Source organism: Armatimonas rosea (assembly GCF_014202505.1).
Classification (GTDB): domain Bacteria; phylum Armatimonadota; class Armatimonadia; order Armatimonadales; family Armatimonadaceae; genus Armatimonas; species Armatimonas rosea.
The window spans coordinates 847,359-865,056 of record NZ_JACHGW010000001.1 but is presented as its reverse complement, the minus strand read 5'-3'; the positions used below and the strand labels follow the sequence as shown (position 1 = coordinate 865,056).

The window sequence follows — 17,698 nt, the reverse complement described above, 5'->3', positions numbered from 1 at the left end:
CTCAGGGGACGAGCTTGCGAAAGGCGCGTGGGTTGTGGCCAAAGGCTTTCTTGAAGCGCAGGGAGAAGTGGATCGGGCTGGCGAAGCCCACCTCCTCGGCGATGGCGGCGATGGGGCGCGTGGTGAGCTGGAGCAGCTGCGCGGCGCGGGCGAGGCGCTCCCGCTCCAGAAACTGCCCCGGCGTGATCCCGACTTCGTCCTTGAAGCGGTGCGAGAGCCGTGAGACCGAGAGCCCCGTGGACGCGGCAACCTCGGTGAGGGTGAGGGGCTGCGCCAGGTTCTCGATCAGGTAGGCCATCGCGGCCGCGACCCGGGAGTCGTGGCGCTGGGCCGAGGGCAGGGCCGCCGCGCAGTGGAGCAGAGCCTCCTCCAGGCCGTGCATCGCCCACGCGGCGCGGTGCGGTGCCGCGCTCCGTGCGCGGGTGTCCATGAGGCGCAGAGCACTCTCCACGAGCGCATTCTGCTCACTGGTCAGAGCAAGGTGCAGGATTCCGGGAGCCGGCTCGGGCCAGGTGAGCCACTCCAGCCAGTGCGGCCGCGGCTGAAAGTGTGCCCAGACCAGCTCCCAGTGGGACGCCCCCCGCGCCGTGCCGTAGTCGTGGCGTGTGCCCGGACGGATCAGCACCAGCTCGCCCGGCTCGACCCGCACCTCGCCGCGGGCATGGCCCACGCGGCCGCAGCCCGTGAGCGTGAGCATCAGGAGGTAGTCCTGTGTCCCTCGCGCACGCCAGGTCGTGTAGCGCGAGTCGCCCTGCAAAACGCCGGTGACAATCGGAGCCGCGCTGGGAGTATAGTCATCGCGGCGACTAGCAGAATATTTTAAGTTTTCAGCCATGCTCTCCCTTTTCTCTAAAAAATTCTAGCCGTATCTTATCACTATGGAAAACCTAGCTGTATGGGCGGAGGCATTTCACCGCGATGGGTTTGTGGTGGTGCCGGGCCTCTTCTCTCCCGACGATGTGGAGAGCATCAAGACGACGTTTATGGCGCAGAACGCCGACGGCCCGGTGGAGGGGCTCTCGGAGATTCGGCGGGGGGGTAAGGACGGCTACTCGGAGAGCGACCCACTGGCGTTCTATCCCCGGATGATGCACCCCCACAAGCACACGGATAAGCTGGTGGGGCCGCTCTCGATGCGCTACATGCTGGATAGCCGGGTGGAGGAGTTTCTGCACCTGCTGATGGACGAAGAGCCGGTCGCGGCGCAGAGCATGTTCTACTTCAAGCCCGCCGGAGCGCGCGGCCAGGACCTGCACCAAGACAACTACTACCTCCGTGTCGCCCCGGATACGTGCTACGCCGCGTGGACCGCAATCGACGATGTGGACCAGGAAAACGGGGGGATGGTCGCGGTTCCCGGCTCACACACGCTCCCGGTGCTCTGCCCCACCCCCGCCGACAAGACCCTCTTCTTCACCGACCAGCATGTCGATATCCCCGAGGGGATGGAGGCGGTTCCGATCAATATGAAGGCGGGCGACACGCTCTTTTTCAATGGCTCGGTGATCCATGGCTCCTACCCCAACACCAGCAAGGACCGGTTTCGGCGCGCCTTTATCTGCCACTATGTCCCCAAGGCCTCCGCAGAGCTCTCGCACTACTACAACTGCCTCGACTTCGACGGTAACCCGGTCGGCTTCCCGGAGTCCACGATGGGCGGCCCCTGCGGTGGGACGTGGATGGAGGTTAAAGGCCCGCACTAAGCCGACGGACGACCGCGGCGGCGGTGGGGAGCTCGTGCATGCGCGAGAGCCCCTCGCCGGCGTAGAGGCTGGGCGTGTCGGGGAGCGTGGCGGTCGGTAGGCGACGGCGCGGGGAGCAGGGCCACTGCCCCACAAGGCGCGTGTCGAGCTCGAGCTGGTGGCTCTGGGCACGAAGAAGGCGGTACTTGTGGACGCGCGGGGCCAAGGCCTCCTCGGTGAGAAGGAAGCGCGTCCCTAGAAGTGCGGCATCGGCCCCACGTGCGAGAGCCGCCTGAACATCACTGCGGGTCGCCAGCCCCCCTCCCGCCACCAGCGGAAACGCAGGGCCGACACTCGTGCGGACACGGGGAATAAAATCATCAAGGGTATGGGGGCTCCGAACCTGGCCACCGGCCTCGGTTCCCTGAAGAACCAGCCCATCGGCCCCGTGGTGGAGCGCCTCCTCGACCTGGCCATCGGTGCCCACCTGCCAGAGCGCAACACCGCCACCGGCGTGAATCCGGCGGATCAGGCGTGGTCCGTTCCACCAGAAGACCTGGAAGTGGCGAAACCCCTGCTCCAGACAGAGCTCCAGCACTTGCTCCTTCTCCCACTCCGCGGTAAAAGCAAGCAGAACCGGACGGTGCGTGAGTGTCCGCAGTCGCGCGAGACGCACTCGGGTCACCTCGACCGACGGAGCACAGAAGGTAAGCGTCCCCAGCCCCCCCGCACGTGAGACCGCTGCCGCAAGCCGTGGCCCATCACAGACTCCCAGTGGAGCCTGGACAATCGGAGCCACGAGGGGCAGTCGCAGAGAGCTCATCTCCCTCAATATACGGCACTTCCCTTGCCCTCTGCACCCCACGCCTTCCCCGTCCCAATAAATTTTCTGGGGGGCATGAAGGAACATCGCAGAGGAATGGTCAATCTATAGTGAGTAGAGCGGGTTGCAAAGAGGCCCGGCTTTCGGCTATACTCTCTACTGTCATTTTGGCTGGCCTATCGGTGCGGCCTGGAGGATGGGAATGATCTTTGGCAAGAGCCATCGCTACGCGGTTGTCCTAGCGCTCAGTGCGCTCCTGATAGTGCCGTTGGTAGGTTGTGGTGGGGGTGATGGTGGCGATCCACCAGCAAGCCCAACACCCGACCCAAGCAAGCTCGCGGTTCTTACGGGGCGAGTGGTTGACTCCTACAACGGAGATCAGTCCGTCGCGGGTGCGGTTGTCTCCTTCAATGGAGTTAATACTGCCTCCGATGTGAACGGTAACTTCAGCCTGAAAGCTCCTGCAACGGGCGGGACTCTCTACGCAACCGTCGTGGGGCCGAGTAATAACTTCTACAACAGCGCCACTGTCAATGGTGTCGCAGTCAATGTTGTCAGTCCCGGTATCGCAGTGGGAGCAACCGCTGAGGGGCAGACACGTAATCTAGGTGTCATCAAGCTCTTCAGCAAGGATGGCCCACCACCACCGCCGCCGCTTGACTAGCGACGAGCACTACACCGACAGACTCCCGGCCTTTGTGTCGGGAGTTGTTCTTTCGGAACCATGAGTGAGCGAGTACAGCGCCTCCTGCTAGTCCTGGTAGCCCTCCTGCTCACCCTGGGCACGGGCCTCGCCCTGCGCCGAGCCCAGCAGAGCGGTGCCCTCAACCTCGCGGCCGCGATCGCACCGCCCCCCAGCGCCAATGTCTCCGTGCGCTTCCGCGGGGTCCAGGTCACCGGCTACGAAAACGCGCAGCGCGCCTGGGTCCTGGCCGCGACCGTTATCGACACGGAGCGGGACCGGCGCACCATGCGCTTCCCCGAGGGCCTCAAGGTCACCCTCCTCGACCAGAACCAGCCCGCCGCCCAGCTCAGCGCCCCTGATGCCGTCTTCACCGACCAGACCAAGCTCGATTTCCCGCGCGGCCTAGAGACGACTCTCCTGCAGAAAGGCAAGCCCCGCGCGACCCTCTCCGCCCCCACCGCGACCTTTGATACCAAGGCAAAGGTCTTTCTCGCCACTGGCTCGATCCAGGTCATCGTCCTCCCCCCCGACAAGCCCACCCGCGGCGAGCTCCCCGCCTCGCTCGGCAAGCTCACGATCCGCAGCAGCCACCTGCGCTACGAAGTCGGCTCGAAAGTGGTTACCTGCGACGGTGAGATTAAGCTCTTGACAGAGAAGAATGATGAAGTCTATGGACGTGATCTCACTCTAAATGTTGAAACACATGAGTTCTCCCTGACGGAGTTTCGGGGGCGAATCCGTGCCCGTAAAGATGAAATTGATACCCTATGAAAGCCTATCCCAGCCTGGTTTTTACTGTCGCCTGTGCTCTAACCACAGCAGGTCTTTTCGCTCAAACCAAGCCCCCAGCTTCAAGCACAAAGCCCACAGGCCAAACCCCAAAACCTCCGGCCAATAAACCTGCTGGAGTCGCCCCCGTGCTGTTGCCCAAAACACCTCCCACAGCTCCCAAGCAAGTACAGATTACTCCACCGGCGACTCCTCCTGAGCCCGAAAATAGTCAGGACCCGGACTACTACCCCTATGGCAAGCTCATGACCTGGAGATCGACCCCCCAAGGAGAACTCTGGACCCTCAAGGGCGATGCCCAGCTCTCCCACAAAGATGTCAAATTTGTCTCCGATACAGTCCTCTACAATGAGAAAACAAGGATTGCCAGCGCCCCCGGCAAGCTCAGAATCGAAGATACACAGAACACGCTCAACAGTAATAGTGGAGTCGCCTATTATAAAAACGAGCTACGCTACGCCGACCTGACGGGCGATGTCAAGATTGTGGCGCGGCCCAAGCAGGACAACCCCAAGGCCACGGTCAACTCCCCCCGCAAGGACTTCAAGAGCCCCGTGACCATCACCTGCGACAAGCTGCGCTACTGGTGGAAGCAAAAACACGGCTTCACCGACACCAATGTCAAGATCACCTTCAAGCACAAAGAGAAAAACTGGACCATCACCGGCAGCAGCCTGGAGTACTTCGGTACCGAGGAGCACGTGATCATCAAGGGCAACGTGGTCGCGGTGAGTGACAAGGGCGATCAGATCCTGGGCGACCTCGCCGATGCCATCCTCAAAGAGGGCGCCGAGACCCTGGACTTCTCCCCGGTCAAGCTGGGCACGAAGATCAAGGGCGAGAAAGACGACGGAGACGGCCTGCCGTGAAGACCTTAACGGGGCAGGGCTTTGGAACGGGCCATGCGATGGGCCGTGCCGCCCGGCTCGATCTTGCAGGGGGACGCGCCACCCTCGATGAGACCCTGCTGGTCGAGCTGGACCGCTGGCGACGGCGCGAGGATGTCCCGATGGGCCTGGTGCTGGTCGCGGAGGACCCGGCCACGGCCCTCTTGCTGCCCCTGCCACAAGGCGCAGCCCTCAATGGAGTGATCTCCGAGCGGCTCCCCACACGTCCGCCACAGCTCCCCGAAGGGGTCGTCCTGATCGCGGGAGTGGACGAGGCCCTGCTCGCGGTGGGCGAGGGCGAGCTCCTGCTCCTGGAGCCCGAACGGGGCCGCGTGACGGTCGAGCCCAGCGCCTTTGAGGTCGCCCGGCTCCAGGCAAAGCACCAGCCGCGTGTCCTCCTGGATGAGCAGAACTTCCCCGCCTTCACCACCGAGGGGGTCGCCATCGCGGTCTGGGGCCACGCCACGAGCCTCGCGGAGGCCGAGGCCGCGATGGCAGCGGGTGCCGACGGCCTACTGCTCACCGACGGGCCTTGGGAAGAAGAGGCGCTCTGGGCAGCGCAGGCACTGGTGGGCGGAGGGGACTTAGCCCTAGCCCTGCCCTTTGAGAGTCTCGATCCCGAGGGAGTTGTGCGGCTGGCGGCACGCTCGCGCCTGCGCTGGTGCCTCCACCCCGACGAGCTCCCGCTCTCTCTGGAGACCCTGCGCACCGAGCTACGCGAGCTTGTCGAGGAGCTTCAAGAGGAAAACCAGCGCGCCGAGCTCCCACGCCTTGCCTCGCTGGCCGGGGAGCTCCCGGGCTTTGAGGAGACCATCAGCCTCACGGGGGACTTCGACGCCCCCAACCCTGAGACGCCCCCCTGGGAGCAAGTGCCGCTTCGAGTGCGCGTGGAGTGGGTCTTTGGGCAGCTTCTGGGACTAGAGGAGCTTCTAGAGCGTGGGGTCGCCGGGGTGATTGTCGTACCCGAGGGAGTCGCGCCGGTCAAAGAGCAGATTCGTCACTGGGGCTAGCGGCTCACGCGGCCCGGCGGCGCTCCCGCCAGAGACGATCCAGTGCCTCTTGGGCGGTTGTCGCGGCCCAGCCCGTGGAGCGGGCTAAGTAGGTCTTCAGGGGAGCCTCCGCCGTGTGACCAAAGCCCACCACAGCCTCCAGAGCCGCGTGGCGCACGGTCGCATCGCTCTCCCCGAGCAAGTTTAGGAGCGCTCGTAGGCCCTCGCTTCCTCCCATGAGGGCAAGCGCCTCGATCGCGACCAGCCGGAGCTCGGTGCTGGGATCGTGGAGCAGGGCCAAGACCACGGCCTGCCCCACGGGGTCGTTGAGTTTTCCGAGGGCCAGAATCGCGGCACGCCGGACATCGGGGGCACCTGCCTGTGCCAGCGGGGTGAGGGAGAAGATCGCGCGGGCATCCCCGATCTCGCCCAAGGCCCATGCCGCCGCGCTGCGGACGCCCTCACTGCTATCCTGTAGCGCCCCCAAGAGCGACTCGACGGCAAGCCGGTCCCCCAGCTGCCCCAGCGCGGTCGCCGCCGCCCAGCGCACCTGGTCATCGTCGTCGAGGAGCACGTCCAAGAGCTCAGGAACCGCCTGGAGCGCCCGGAGCTCGCCTAGGGCCGCCGCCGCTCGCCAGCGTGACTCTGCATCGGGGTCTAGGAGACACTCCTTGAGGATCGCCACACTTCCAAAGACACGCAGCGCCCCCAGCGCCTCGATCGCGGCCCGGCGGCGTGTGACCTGCTTGCCCCGCGCCGCCGCAAAGAGAGCCGGGTAGGCCGCCTTCTCCGCCACACGCAGGCCAGCCAGCGCGGACTGACGCACCAGGTCACTCTTGTGGGTAAGCGCTCCCAGAAGCTCGTCGGCCGCGAACGCCCCCATGTGCCCCAGTGCCTCGGCCGCCGCACGGCGCACCCGGAAGTCCGGGGCGGCGAGCTGCTGAACCAGGTGCCGCACCAGAGCCGGCTCCTGCCGCTCTCCCAGAAGCTCCGCAACCTGCACCCGCTCCTGCCACTCCGGGGAGCCGAGTCGCGCCAAGAGTGCTGTCGTCTCCGGATCAAACGAGACTGCCTCCGCTTCTTTACGTCGAGGTTTCGGAAGCTCCCTGAGAGCCGAGTCATTCATTCTAGGCAGATTATTGGCACGCCGAAGACGGATATAGAGATCATTATCTTGTCGTAAGCGCCTGGAGTGCCTCCGCCCAGCGGCGGTGGGTGGAGTAGCGCAAGATTCCCAGGCGATGGGGGGAGCGCTCCGCCCAGCCAAAGTCCTCCGTGAGGCCCAGCGTGTAGCCCGCCGCCTGCGCCGCCGCCGCGACCCGTGCGTCCCACTTCCCCGACGGATACGTGACATAGCGCGGCGTGGTTCCTAGGTGCTTTGCCATCGAGGCCTTCGAGAGCGCAAACTCCTTGGCCAGCTTCGTATCGGGAAAGGTCCGCAGGTCCGGGGGGTGCGAGTGGGTCTGCGAGACGATGGTCGCGCTGCTCTGTGCCAGCTCCTTGAGGGCCGCCCAGTCGTTGTGCATCTTGCCGGTCCTGACACCCACAAACGCGGTGTGTGCCGAGACCACAAAGGGCCAGCCGCGGCGCTTCAGCTCAGGCAGAGCAAGGTCAAAGATTCCCTGCGTGTTATCATCGAAGCAGAGTACGACACTCTTGGGCGGGGGTGGGCTCTGCCCCGTGGTGAGCCAGGCCTCGACTTGGGGCAGCGCGATAGGATGCACCTTCGCCTTCTCCAGCGCCCTAAGCTGCGCCTGAAACTCCGCAAGAGTCGTGTCAAACCAGACAAGCTTCTCGCGGGGGACGATATCGTGCCAGACCAGAAACAGGGTGCGCGGCGCTCTTCGGGCGCTTGGGTGGACCACAGGAAGGCTCATAGGGCGATTTTACCGGGTAAACTCCCCTCATGGACACCTCCCTCTTCTCCCCTCTCCCGCTTGGCGGCGACTTTCCCGCGCTCCCCAACCGTGTCGTGATGGGCCCGATGACCCTCAACCAAGCCTCGGAGTCGGGGCACATCACCGACTGGATCGTGGACTGGTACGAGCGACGGGCGGCGGGGGGGACGGGCACGCTGATCGGGGCGGCGGTCTTTGTCTCCCAGGGCGGGCGCGGCTGGGCAAATGCGGTCGGAATCGCCGACGATAGCTACACCGACGGCTGGCGGCGCTGTGTCGACGTGGCCCATGCCCACGGCGCGCTCTTTGGGACACAGCTCTTTCACGGCGGCGCGGCCAGCTCGAACAAGCTCCTGGGCCAGCAGCCCGTCAGCGCCTCGGACTGGACACGCGAGGGCTTCGATCCCGCGCGGGCGCTCACAGAAGGCGAGATCGAGCAGATTATCGACGACTTTGCCGCGGGTGCCCGTCGCTCGATCGAGGCCGGCTGCGACTTTCTGGAGCTCCACGGCGCGCACGGCTATCTTCTCCATCAGTTCTGGCGACAGGATGTCAACAAGCGCACCGACAAGTGGGGCGACCCGCTGGCCTTTCCCGTCGCCGTGACCCAGGCCGTGCGGGCGGCGATCGGCCCGCAGATCCCGCTCCTCTACCGCTTCTCCATTCATGCCGATGCCCCCGATGCGCCCAATGCCCCGGTCACGCCTGAGAGCCTGCAAGCGTTTCTGGTCGCCCTGGAGGCCGCAGGAGTGGATGCGTGGGACATCTCCTGCTGGCGCGAGTCCCGGCGTGGCTACTTCGGCACCGAGACCCTGCTCTCGGACTGGGTACGGCAGTTTTCGAGCAAGCCCCGGATCGTCGCGGGCAATATCCTCACGCCCCAAGAAGCCACGGACTACATCAATGAGGGACATGCGGAAGCGGTCGCGCTGGCCCGCGCCTTGATTGTCGATTCCCAGTGGGCCAACAAGGCCCAAAAGGGCGAGCTCCCCCGGCCCGTCCTCGACGATAGCTGGCGGGTGATCAACCAGGGCACGGACCCCGGCGCATGACTGGGATTCAGTCGGGGGTACTGGCGTTTGTTCTCTGGGGGCTCGTGCCGCTCTTCTGGAAGCAGCTCAATGGACACAATCCCTGGGAGCTCGTCGCGCACCGGGCGGCGTGGTCGTTTCCCCTGCTCCTGGGCGTGGTGCTCTCCCAGCGGCGCGGCCAGGAGTTTCTCCGCGCGCTCCGCAATCCCAAGCTCTGGGGCACGACTCTCTTGCTCACGGCCAACTGGCTGCTCTACATCTGGCTGACCATCAACGGGCGCTTTGTCGAGGCGAGCTTGGGCTATTTTATTGTGCCGCTCCTCAATACGTTGCTAGGGGTTGCCTTTCTGGGCGAGCAGCTCCGGCCCCTGCAAAAAGTCTCGATCGCACTGGCGGGGGTGGCGCTGCTCTTCCCACTCCTGGGTGACCTGCGGGTCTTTCCCTGGGCGGCGCTCCTGATCGCGGGGCTCTGGAGCTTCTATGGCTTTGTCCGCAAGGGCGTGGGGGTCGAGGGGACGGTCGCGCTGGCGGCGGAGACCGCGGTGGCCTTTCCCTTTGCCCTCGGCTTTCTGCTCGTTCGGCACGCCGCGCTGGGAAGCCCGCGCGAGGCGCTCCTGCTGATCGGCACGGGCCCGGTGACGGTCGCGCCGCTCCTGCTCTTTGGCCACGCCGTGCCCCGCGTCCCGCTCAGCACGCTCGGGCTCTTGCAGTATCTAGGGCCGACCATCACGTTTATCTGCGGCCAGCTGATCGCCCCCGAGCCGATTCCCTGGCACCGCGCCGCGCTCCTGGGAACCGTCTGGCTGGCGATTATCGTCTATATCTTTGACTCGATCAAGAACCGCCCGACACGATAGCCCATGAACCCACTTCTTGCCCTTACCTTGCTCTGTCTCTCCACACCACAGGAGACCACAAAGACCCCACCCCAGCGCGTCAGCACAAAGCGCCCTGCCGCCCAGACCAAGACCGTGGTCGGGGTGATCACGGCGCTGGATGCCACCAAGAACACCCTCACCCTCCAGCCGGACAATGGGACGGCCGCTCTCTCGGTGACGATCGCACCCGACGCCGCCTTTACCAAGAAAAACGAGCTCGCCAAGTTCACGGACTTCAAGCCCGACGACCATGTCTCGGCGCGGCTCTCGATCCGCCCGGACCGGCCCGCGGAGGGCGTGCTGAGGGCCATGAAAGACGCCGACACCGCCGCGGAGACCAAGAAGACTGCCACAGCGATCTACACCGGCACGGTCGTCACGTCGTCGCTGACCAACCTCGATGCGAAGGACAAAGACGGCAAGACAACCCGCTTCCGCATCTCCGAAAAGACGAGCTTTCTCAAGGGCGGCAAGCCCGCCAAGCCCACCGACTTTGCACTTGACAACCCTGTCGCCGTGATCGCCCGGTCGTCGGCTAGTGGCAACCTGCTCGCCAGCATCGTCGCCGACTCCGCCAGCGCCGCCGAGCAGGCCAAGAACGATGCCCTCTCCACCTGGACCGGACAGGTCACCGAGAAGAAAGACGGCCTCATCACCCTCAAGCGCGACGATGGCGCGGTCCGCACGCTCCAGATCGCCAGCACCTCGGCAGAGCTCTTCGAGAAGCTCACGGTTGGCCGCCGTGCCCACCTGCACCTTGTCAAGGGCGAGCCCGACAAAGACGGCCACCGCACCACCGATAGGTTCACCAACGCCCGGTAGTTATTTCGGGCCTTTCTGCCTCTTTGCGCAACTATTCCTCGTTATAATGGGTCAGTTCGCTCAAGGAGGCAGGATGCATGATCCCCTACCGCGCTAAGAATCCGCCCGAGAGATTTCCCTACGCCACGATCGGCCTGATCGTTATCAACTCACTGATCTTTTTTTGCACCAGCCAGTACGCTATCGTGATTCGTGAGGGCGTTGTCCACGACTGGGCGCTCTCCCACAACACGTTCTCGCCCGTCCGCATGGTCAGCTCCATGTTCCTCCACGGGAGCCTGATGCACCTGCTGGGCAACATGCTCTTTCTCTGGCTCTTTGGGGCGGCGGTCGAGGGCCGCTTGGGGATTGGCAAGTACCTCCTGGTCTACCTACTCTGCGGCCTTGCGGGCGATGGCCTGCACGAGGTCATGGTCGGCCTCTTCCAGCCCGAGCGCTTCAGCCTGGGAGCATCGGGGGCGATCATGGGGCTAGCGGGGGCCTATCTCTACCTCTTTCCCTTTGCCCGTATCTGCATCTTCTGGGGCTGGAACTACTGGCGCTTCGCGGCGGGCCTCGGCTGGACATCGGAGTGGCAGGCGCAGTGGGTGATTCTCTACTACCTCGGCTTCGATATCCTCAATGGCTTCCTCACCACCACGGTTGGGATGGCGAGCGGCGTGGCCAACTTCGCCCATATCGGCGGGGCGGGGGCGGGCTTTCTGCTGGTGCTCGCCCTCCGTGAGCGCCGCGACACCCACGAGGCATCGGAGGCCCAGGCCCTGCGCTCGGAGTACGGCGGCGACTACCACGGTCTGCCCCTCCAGGACCTCGAAGCCCTCGTCCAGCGCGAGCCGGATAATCTGGATCTAGTGACCACCTTCTGCCATAAAGCGCTCTTTGGCCCCCTCGGCAACACCGCACCGCTTGCTCGCTCGCTCTTTTTGGAAAAGGCCGATAAGCTTGTCCAAGAGGGCGATCCTGACACCGTCACCCGCCTCGCCCTCCTGCTCGCAGCAGGCCCCGGTGAGGTCCCCACGGGCATTCTGCTGCGCCTCGCGGCCCGCCAGGAGCGCGAGGGCGACTTTGGCCAGGCGGAACAGCTCCTGCGCCGTGTCCTGTCGTTTGGCGATAGCGGCCCCGATGCCGAGATGGTCTGGGCGCGCCTCGCCCGCCTGACCGAGCAGAGCATGGGCGACAAGGCCCGCGCCGTCCAGCTCTACACCGAGCAGCTGATCCGCTTCCCCAACGGTGCCCAGTCCACCTACGCCCGCACCGCCCTCCAGCGCCTCGGAAGCCCCCTGCCTCCCGCGGGAGCCATGCCCACTCCCCAGGCACCCAGCACAAAACCCACAGGGGCTCCCGCACCAGAAGTTGCACCAAACACCATGCCCACACTCCAAGCCCCCCGCCGCAAGCCCGAGGCTGAGGGCGATACGCCCAAGCCTGGCTACAACGACGAAGGCAAGAGCGCAGAGGCGAGCGGGCTACGGCCTATCGGAGGATAGAAACACATGAAACCAACCTGCCCTAAATGTAGATCAGAGCGCTGGATGACCCAGGTCCATGTCGGAGGACGGCTGGAGGCCTGGGGAAATCCCTCAGAGATCTTTGCCAAGAGTGCCTCAACCTTTACCGCCAATATGTGCGCCGACTGCGGATTTACCGAGTTCTATGCCAAAAAGCCCACGGCTGTCTGGGAAGGCTGGAGCAAGCAGAAACGCTGAGGCCTCTTTCTGCACCCGACCGGTAATGCCACCCGGCCCAGACGCGATACAATAGCATCATGCCTGAGTATGTTGTCGCAGTCGGGATGGAGTGCCATGCCGAGCTTCTGACAAAGTCCAAGATGTTCTGTGGGTGTGAGAACGCCTTTGGAGGAGAGCCCAACACCCGCTGCTGTCCGATCTGCCTGGGGCTGCCGGGGACGCTTCCTGTCTTCAACAAGCAAGCGGTCGAGCATGTGGTGCGCACCGCCCTCGCGCTCAACTGCGAGATCTCCATGCGGACCATCTTCCACCGCAAGAACTACTTCTACCCCGACCTCCCCAAGGGCTACCAGGTGAGCCAGTACGGCAACACGCCGATTGGGATCAATGGGTATCTGGAGATCGAAGAGGCCGACGGCACGCTCAAGAAGATTCACATCACCCGTGTGCACCTAGAGGAAGACACGGGCAAGTCGCTCCATGTCGATGGGCTGGGCTACTCCGTGATGGACTACAACCGCGCCGGCGTGCCGCTGATGGAGATCGTCACCGACTTCCCCCCCGATGTCGAGAGCAGCGAGGAGGCACGTCTCTACGCCGAGACCCTACGCTCGATCCTGCTCTACCTAGGGGTCAGCGATGGCAAGATGGAGCAGGGCTCGCTCCGTGTCGAGCCCAACCCGTCGGTCCGCGAGAAGGGCAGCGAGGTCTACGGAACCAAAACAGAGCTCAAGAACCTCAACTCCTTTAAGTTTGTGCAGCAGGGAGTCGAGTACGAGGCCAAGCGCCAGATCGCCGCGATTGAGAAAGGCGAGGCCGTGCTCCAGGCCACCTACGGCTGGGACTCCGAGAAGGGCGAGACCGTCCTGCAGCGCATCAAAGAGAGCGAGCAGGAGTACCGCTACTTCCCCGAGCCGGACCTCATTCCCATCGAGTTTCTGGAGGAGTACATCGAGAGCCTGCGCGCCAGCCTCCCCGAGCTTCCGATCGCCCGTAAGCGCCGCTTTATCGAGCAGTACGGCCTCCCTGCCACCGATGCGACACAGCTCGTGGGCGAGCGTGCGACGGCAGACTTCTTCGAGGCCGCGGCCCAGAACGCCGACCCCAAGCAGGTCGCAAACTGGATGCTGGGCGACCTCACCCGCCTCGCCAACGCCGCCGGCCAAGCCGTCCATGCCACCCCCGTCACCGTGGAGCACCTTGTGGGCCTGGTGAGTGCCATTGCCAAGGGGACGATCACCGGCAAGATCGCCAAAGAGCTGATTGATTCCATGCATGCCGAGGGCAAGAGTGTGGAACAACTCATTCAGGAGCGTGGCATCAAGGTGGTCGATGCGGGTGCAGTCCGTGGAATTGTCCAGGCAGTCCTCGCCGCCAACCCCGATATTGTCGCCAAGATCAAGGCGGGCAACGACAAGAGCAAGGGCTTCTTGGTGGGCCAGGTCATGAAAGAAGCCAAGGGCCAGGCACGGCCCGATGATGTAAACCGGTTGTTAGAAGAGGAGCTCGCAAAGCTCTGAAGTTTGGGCAAAATAGTCCTAAAAACGGGAACCATTTTACCCATTTTTACTGTTTAATAGAGTGGGTGGCGCAAGCTGCCCATTTTAACGCAGACGGAAGTTAAGGCAAAGTCTAGCATGTCCAGGATGGGAAGTCTCCCTCTCAAGGATCACCCGGTTTTCTCCACGATGAACCGTGGCCGAGCAACCTCTCTACCCGACTCAAATCGGGAGTTCTCCTCACCTCTCTCCGAAGAGGAAGATGAGTTCACCGCCCCCACTCTGACGTTCTCGGACGACCTCGACGAGGAAAAAGAGAGTGCCAGTGCGCTAGATGCTCGTGAGCACGAACAACAGCTCCGCCGCTACCTGGGCCACTCGCGCTCCTCACGGCTCCTGACCGCCTTAGAGGAAGTGAGCCTTGCTCGGCGTGTTGCGCGGGGTGATCAGCAGGCCAAGGACATGCTCATTGAGTCAAACCTACGCCTCGTGATCTCGGTGGCGCGACGCTACTCGGTGCCGGGGGTTGCCCTCGCAGACCTCATCCAGGAAGGGACCATCGGCCTGATCCGCGCGGTTGAAAAATTCGACCCAGACCGTGGCTTCCGCTTCTCCACCTACGCCACCTGGTGGATTCGCCGCTCTATCGCCCGTGCCGTGATCAACCAAGGGCGCACCATCCGCATCCCGGTCTATGTCGCCGACATGATCCACAAGGTCTCTCGCACGGCAGGAACTCTGCGGCAAGAGCTCGCCCGTGAGCCCAGCCTAGAGGAGATCGCCGCAGCCGTCTCCATGGCCCCAGAGCGAGTCGATGAGATCCTGCGGGCGGCGGCAGAGCCCCTCTCTCTGGAAGCTCCCATCGGGGACCGTGAGTCGTCGCAGCTGGGTGATTTTCTCCAGGCCCAATCCACCCCCACTCCGTCCGATGTGGCGATGAACCTGATCCGCCGCGAGGAGCTTGAGGGCGTACTGTCTCAGCTCTCTGACCGCGAGCGTGAGGTGCTGTCGCTGCGCTTCGGACTGGAAGGCGATGCGCCATGCACCCTTGAAGAGGTCGGGCAGCAGCTCCACGTGACACGCGAGCGGGTGCGCCAGATCGAGCTCCGGGCGATCAAGAAGCTTCGCCGTCTTGGCCCGCAAGAGAAGTTCTAAGCGCTCTAGAAGCTAAGTCCCGTCAGGTCCACTTGGAAACGGCGGGCACTGGTGGAGTAGTAGAGGGCAACCTCGCGCCCGTTGACCATTCGAATCAGCGCATACTCCCAGTCGCGGTAGCCTGTACCCGAAAACTGGGTGTCACTCAAGCGAATCCGTCCGTACCAAGGGCCATTGAGCTGTGTCTTGGCCTCGGTAAACAGGGTACTCTGCGACGTATCAATCCCTCGTGAGCCACTCAGCGAGAAGTTCCATTTCTCGTCTTGGTTGAGGTAAGTCGTCGCCGTCAGCCGCTGTCGTCCCTGCCGCTGGCTTGTCGTCACCCCGCCTGTTGCCCCCCCCGTGGTACTCGTTCCCGCCGTGGGGACAAACAATGGTGGGGTCTGGAAGAAGTCGTAGCTCAGCTGGGCGAAGCCTAAGTTTTGCTTGCGCCACTTCACCGGTTGGGCAAGCGCTGTCGTGGTCTGGACCGAGACCCCTGACTGACCAATTCCCGTGGTCTCGGGCGCAGCCTTCACCCAGGTATAACCGAGCACCGCAGACTGAGTCAGCGTAGTTCGTGGATTGAGCTTGATTGGTGTCGCAAAGAGCCGGGTTCCTAGATTGTCGGTCTGAACCCCTGGGCGAGCAGACGTTCCTCCAAAGAAGCGCTGGTCGGTGTGCGCCCCTGTCAGGGTATAGTTCACCCCCGATTTTGGCCGCAGAAGCTTCGGATACGACTCCGCCGTGGTCTGGGTCCGCCAGTCGCCACTCGCGGGCGCAGTGATCCCCGAGACAGTATCGGTGATGCCTCGATACCGGTTGAGCGCAGCGCTCACATTGACCCGAAATGTCGGGAAGTTATGACCGATCTGGGTCGAGCCAAAGAGATCCTTACCCCCCACAAGATCCATAAAGACATTGGCATCTGTCTTGGTATCCAGTTTCTGGTTGTGCTGCAAGCGTAGCCCACGGTTCGCATTGGCGAGGTTGAGCACTTGGACTTGTCCCTCAATCGCTCCCTGGCTGTTGTAGGTCTGCTCTAGGTCCACGGTCCAGCCTTGTCGCTGGGAGTAGACCGATGAACCAAAGGGCGCTCCCCTGCGCAGGAACACGGTTCCGACGCCACGAGGCTGGACATTGTAGTAGTACGGCAGGTTCAGCCACATCCCGCTTGCCCCAACTCCAACCAGCTGCTCCCTGTAGAGCGACTGCTGGCGCAACGTCATGATGTGATAGGGAGTTGAGTAGGCCTTCTGCCCATCCAAGTAGAACGTGGCCTTACGGAACTGAACCAAGCCATCGTTATTGATCCCAATCGCCTGGGCGGAGATGACAAGGGAGGCATCTCCAAGGTCAACAAACTGCCAAGCGGGGGTATCGCTGGGAGGCAGAGGCTGCTCCACAAGCCCACGGCGAAGCTCAACACGCCCCGACGCGGTCTCCCCAATTCCGGTTTGTTGGATCAGATCAAAGGCAAGGCGATGAAAGCGCTTTCGCTGCTTCCCGATCTCCAGCACCACATTCCCCTCAGCGTAGAGACGTGTCACACCTAGCTTGTACTGAAGGTGGTCCGCAGTGATGACGATATCGCCGTAGGTAGCACGGGCGTCATGATTTTTCCCAAGAACATCGAAGATACGGGTGCGTTGATCCAGCAACGCTAAGGAGGTATAAGCGCTCCCCGAGAAACGAAGCCAGGGATTGACGAGCTCGGTGACCTGAGCATCGTTGCTGAAGGTCACCTGGGTACGTGCGGGCACGGCTCCCCCCGCCTCAAGGTTGGCTGTGATGGTTGCAATGCCAGGCTGGTCGGCAGCCGTGAGCGTAACCCGCGCGATTCCTCCCCGTGTCTCCGCCAGCAGAGTATCGAGGCGTCCCTGTGTCGTGGAGAACTGAACGCGGGTTCCGTCGGCCACGGGCGAGCCCCGGTCATCAAAGACACGTGCGGTGATGATACTGGTAGCGCGACCATCCGCACGAAGCGTCGTGCGCTCGGGCTGAAGCTCAACAGCGATCAGAGGGTTGGGGTGAGCAAGGGCTAAGACAGGGAGAAGAAGGTTATAATCCACAGTTGATTTAGAATAAAAAAACGCCCCGCTACTTCAATGGTGCAGCGGGGCGTTTCAGCGTCAGCTTAGCGTGTTGAGAGGTACAAAACACCAAGAAGCACACCGAAGATCGTCGTGACCTTCTTTTCGTTAGAGCGGGGTTTTGTTGTCTTGGTTGGCTTTGCCTTAGCTACGGTCGCAACCTTCGCCAGCTGTGGGAAGAGATTAGTCACTCCCTGCTGAGCTCCCGTATCTGCCGCACGAGCGGTCGCAGACCCTTCTTGCCGAGCCTTGGCAACATCAGCGGGTGCGATACCCTGCTGTCCATTGGCAAAGGTGCCGAGGGCTTTTCCCGCGGCCGTGTTGTAGCGTGAGAGCGAGAGGTTGAACTTCGCCGTACGTGTCGCGGCATCGAAGGAGTAGTCATCGACAAAGATCGTGACATACTCGCTGGCCCCTACAACCTCAGCAAAGCGCTGTGCCTTACGAGTATCGTCGCCTGGACCTGCATCGATGTCCTTCTCTGTGAGAATCTTATCGCTTTCGTTCAGAGCGCGTTGCACGCTGGGAAGACGCTTGTTATAGACAACCGCCGTGATCCCAACTTTTGCCAGCTGAGTACGCACAGACTCAGTCACAATCTCTTCGACAAGCTTTGTGCTCTCATTCCGATTACCATCTACGACTGCAGGGAAGAGCAGCACACTGTTAGTCTGTGCCTGGGCTTTACCTGGCAAGACCGCCATGCCTGCGATGAGCAGGAGTCCCCCTGTAAGAAGTGCGCGACGCGTCGTTTTCGGGCTCATCATAGGTTTGCTCGAATGTCCTTCCATTTCACTGTC

General features: G+C 63.0%; 18 protein-coding genes. 12 read left to right on the top strand and 6 right to left on the bottom strand.

The window, feature by feature from the left end:
• Position 1: 1 nt before the first annotated feature.
• A complete protein-coding gene (locus HNQ39_RS03845; protein WP_184192635.1) occupies positions 2-835 on the bottom strand; it encodes a helix-turn-helix domain-containing protein in 834 nt (277 codons plus the stop codon).
• Between the two features lie 43 nt (positions 836-878).
• On the opposite strand from HNQ39_RS03845, the gene HNQ39_RS03840 reads away from it, so the two are divergent.
• On the top strand, positions 879-1,703 hold the full coding sequence (locus HNQ39_RS03840; RefSeq protein ID WP_184192634.1) for a phytanoyl-CoA dioxygenase family protein: 825 nt from the start codon (positions 879-881) through the stop codon (positions 1,701-1,703).
• Here the strand turns inward: HNQ39_RS03840 and HNQ39_RS03835 are convergent.
• Complete coding sequence (locus HNQ39_RS03835; protein WP_184192633.1) at positions 1,687-2,505, bottom strand: nitronate monooxygenase; 819 nt, start codon at positions 2,503-2,505, stop codon at positions 1,687-1,689. The two genes, HNQ39_RS03840 and HNQ39_RS03835, sit on opposite strands and share 17 nt — an antisense overlap.
• Before the next feature lie 196 nt (positions 2,506-2,701).
• On the opposite strand from HNQ39_RS03835, the gene HNQ39_RS03830 reads away from it, so the two are divergent.
• From HNQ39_RS03830 to HNQ39_RS03815, 4 genes are all read left to right on the top strand, one after another.
• Entirely contained in the window at positions 2,702-3,169 is a 468-nt protein-coding gene (locus tag HNQ39_RS03830) for a hypothetical protein (protein ID WP_184192632.1), read from the top strand.
• A 60-nt stretch (positions 3,170-3,229) separates the two neighbouring features.
• A complete protein-coding gene (locus tag HNQ39_RS03825; RefSeq protein ID WP_184192631.1) occupies positions 3,230-3,961 on the top strand; it encodes a hypothetical protein in 732 nt (243 codons plus the stop codon).
• A gap of 146 nt (positions 3,962-4,107) precedes the next feature.
• Entirely contained in the window at positions 4,108-4,848 is a 741-nt protein-coding gene (locus HNQ39_RS03820) for an LptA/OstA family protein (protein ID WP_184192630.1), read from the top strand.
• Positions 4,845-5,876 carry a hypothetical protein gene (locus HNQ39_RS03815; protein ID WP_184192629.1) on the top strand — a complete coding sequence of 344 codons (1,032 nt, stop codon included), beginning with the start codon at positions 4,845-4,847 and terminating at the stop codon, positions 5,874-5,876. Before HNQ39_RS03820 ends, HNQ39_RS03815 begins: the two co-directional genes overlap by 4 nt.
• 4 nt (positions 5,877-5,880) lie before the next feature.
• Here the strand turns inward: HNQ39_RS03815 and HNQ39_RS03810 are convergent, their stop codons facing one another.
• Together HNQ39_RS03810 and HNQ39_RS03805 are read right to left on the bottom strand one after the other, a co-directional pair.
• Positions 5,881-6,981: a HEAT repeat domain-containing protein gene (locus tag HNQ39_RS03810; RefSeq protein ID WP_184192628.1), complete on the bottom strand. Its 1,101-nt coding sequence runs from the start codon at positions 6,979-6,981 to the stop codon at positions 5,881-5,883.
• A 43-nt stretch (positions 6,982-7,024) separates the two neighbouring features.
• A complete protein-coding gene (locus HNQ39_RS03805) occupies positions 7,025-7,732 on the bottom strand; it encodes a polysaccharide deacetylase family protein (RefSeq protein ID WP_184192627.1) in 708 nt (235 codons plus the stop codon).
• Between the two features lie 29 nt (positions 7,733-7,761).
• On the opposite strand from HNQ39_RS03805, the gene HNQ39_RS03800 reads away from it, so the two are divergent.
• From HNQ39_RS03800 to HNQ39_RS03770, 7 genes are all read left to right on the top strand, one after another.
• Entirely contained in the window at positions 7,762-8,805 is a 1,044-nt protein-coding gene (locus tag HNQ39_RS03800) for an oxidoreductase (RefSeq protein ID WP_184192626.1), read from the top strand.
• Complete coding sequence (rarD, locus tag HNQ39_RS03795) at positions 8,802-9,641, top strand: EamA family transporter RarD (protein WP_184192625.1); 840 nt, start codon at positions 8,802-8,804, stop codon at positions 9,639-9,641. Before HNQ39_RS03800 ends, rarD begins: the two co-directional genes overlap by 4 nt.
• 3 nt (positions 9,642-9,644) lie before the next feature.
• A complete protein-coding gene (locus HNQ39_RS03790) occupies positions 9,645-10,484 on the top strand; it encodes a hypothetical protein (RefSeq protein ID WP_184192624.1) in 840 nt (279 codons plus the stop codon).
• Between the two features lie 77 nt (positions 10,485-10,561).
• Positions 10,562-11,971 (top strand): rhomboid family intramembrane serine protease, encoded by a 1,410-nt coding sequence (locus HNQ39_RS03785; protein ID WP_184192623.1) that lies wholly within the window; start codon positions 10,562-10,564, stop codon positions 11,969-11,971.
• A gap of 6 nt (positions 11,972-11,977) precedes the next feature.
• Entirely contained in the window at positions 11,978-12,190 is a 213-nt protein-coding gene (locus tag HNQ39_RS03780; protein WP_184192622.1) for a zinc ribbon domain-containing protein, read from the top strand.
• Positions 12,191-12,249: 59 nt separating this feature from the next.
• Positions 12,250-13,692, top strand: a complete 1,443-nt coding sequence (gene gatB, locus HNQ39_RS03775; protein WP_184192621.1) for an Asp-tRNA(Asn)/Glu-tRNA(Gln) amidotransferase subunit GatB — start codon at positions 12,250-12,252, stop codon at positions 13,690-13,692.
• Between the two features lie 126 nt (positions 13,693-13,818).
• Positions 13,819-14,826 carry a sigma-70 family RNA polymerase sigma factor gene (locus tag HNQ39_RS03770; protein WP_221289790.1) on the top strand — a complete coding sequence of 336 codons (1,008 nt, stop codon included), beginning with the start codon at positions 13,819-13,821 and terminating at the stop codon, positions 14,824-14,826.
• Positions 14,827-14,831: 5 nt separating this feature from the next.
• On the opposite strand, the gene HNQ39_RS03765 is transcribed toward HNQ39_RS03770, so the two are convergent.
• Both HNQ39_RS03765 and HNQ39_RS03760 read right to left on the bottom strand, forming a co-directional pair.
• Complete coding sequence (locus tag HNQ39_RS03765) at positions 14,832-16,877, bottom strand: invasin domain 3-containing protein (RefSeq protein WP_184192619.1); 2,046 nt, start codon at positions 16,875-16,877, stop codon at positions 14,832-14,834.
• 65 nt (positions 16,878-16,942) lie between these two features.
• On the bottom strand, positions 16,943-17,665 hold the full coding sequence (locus HNQ39_RS03760) for a hypothetical protein (protein WP_184192618.1): 723 nt from the start codon (positions 17,663-17,665) through the stop codon (positions 16,943-16,945).
• Positions 17,666-17,698 lie beyond the last annotated feature (33 nt).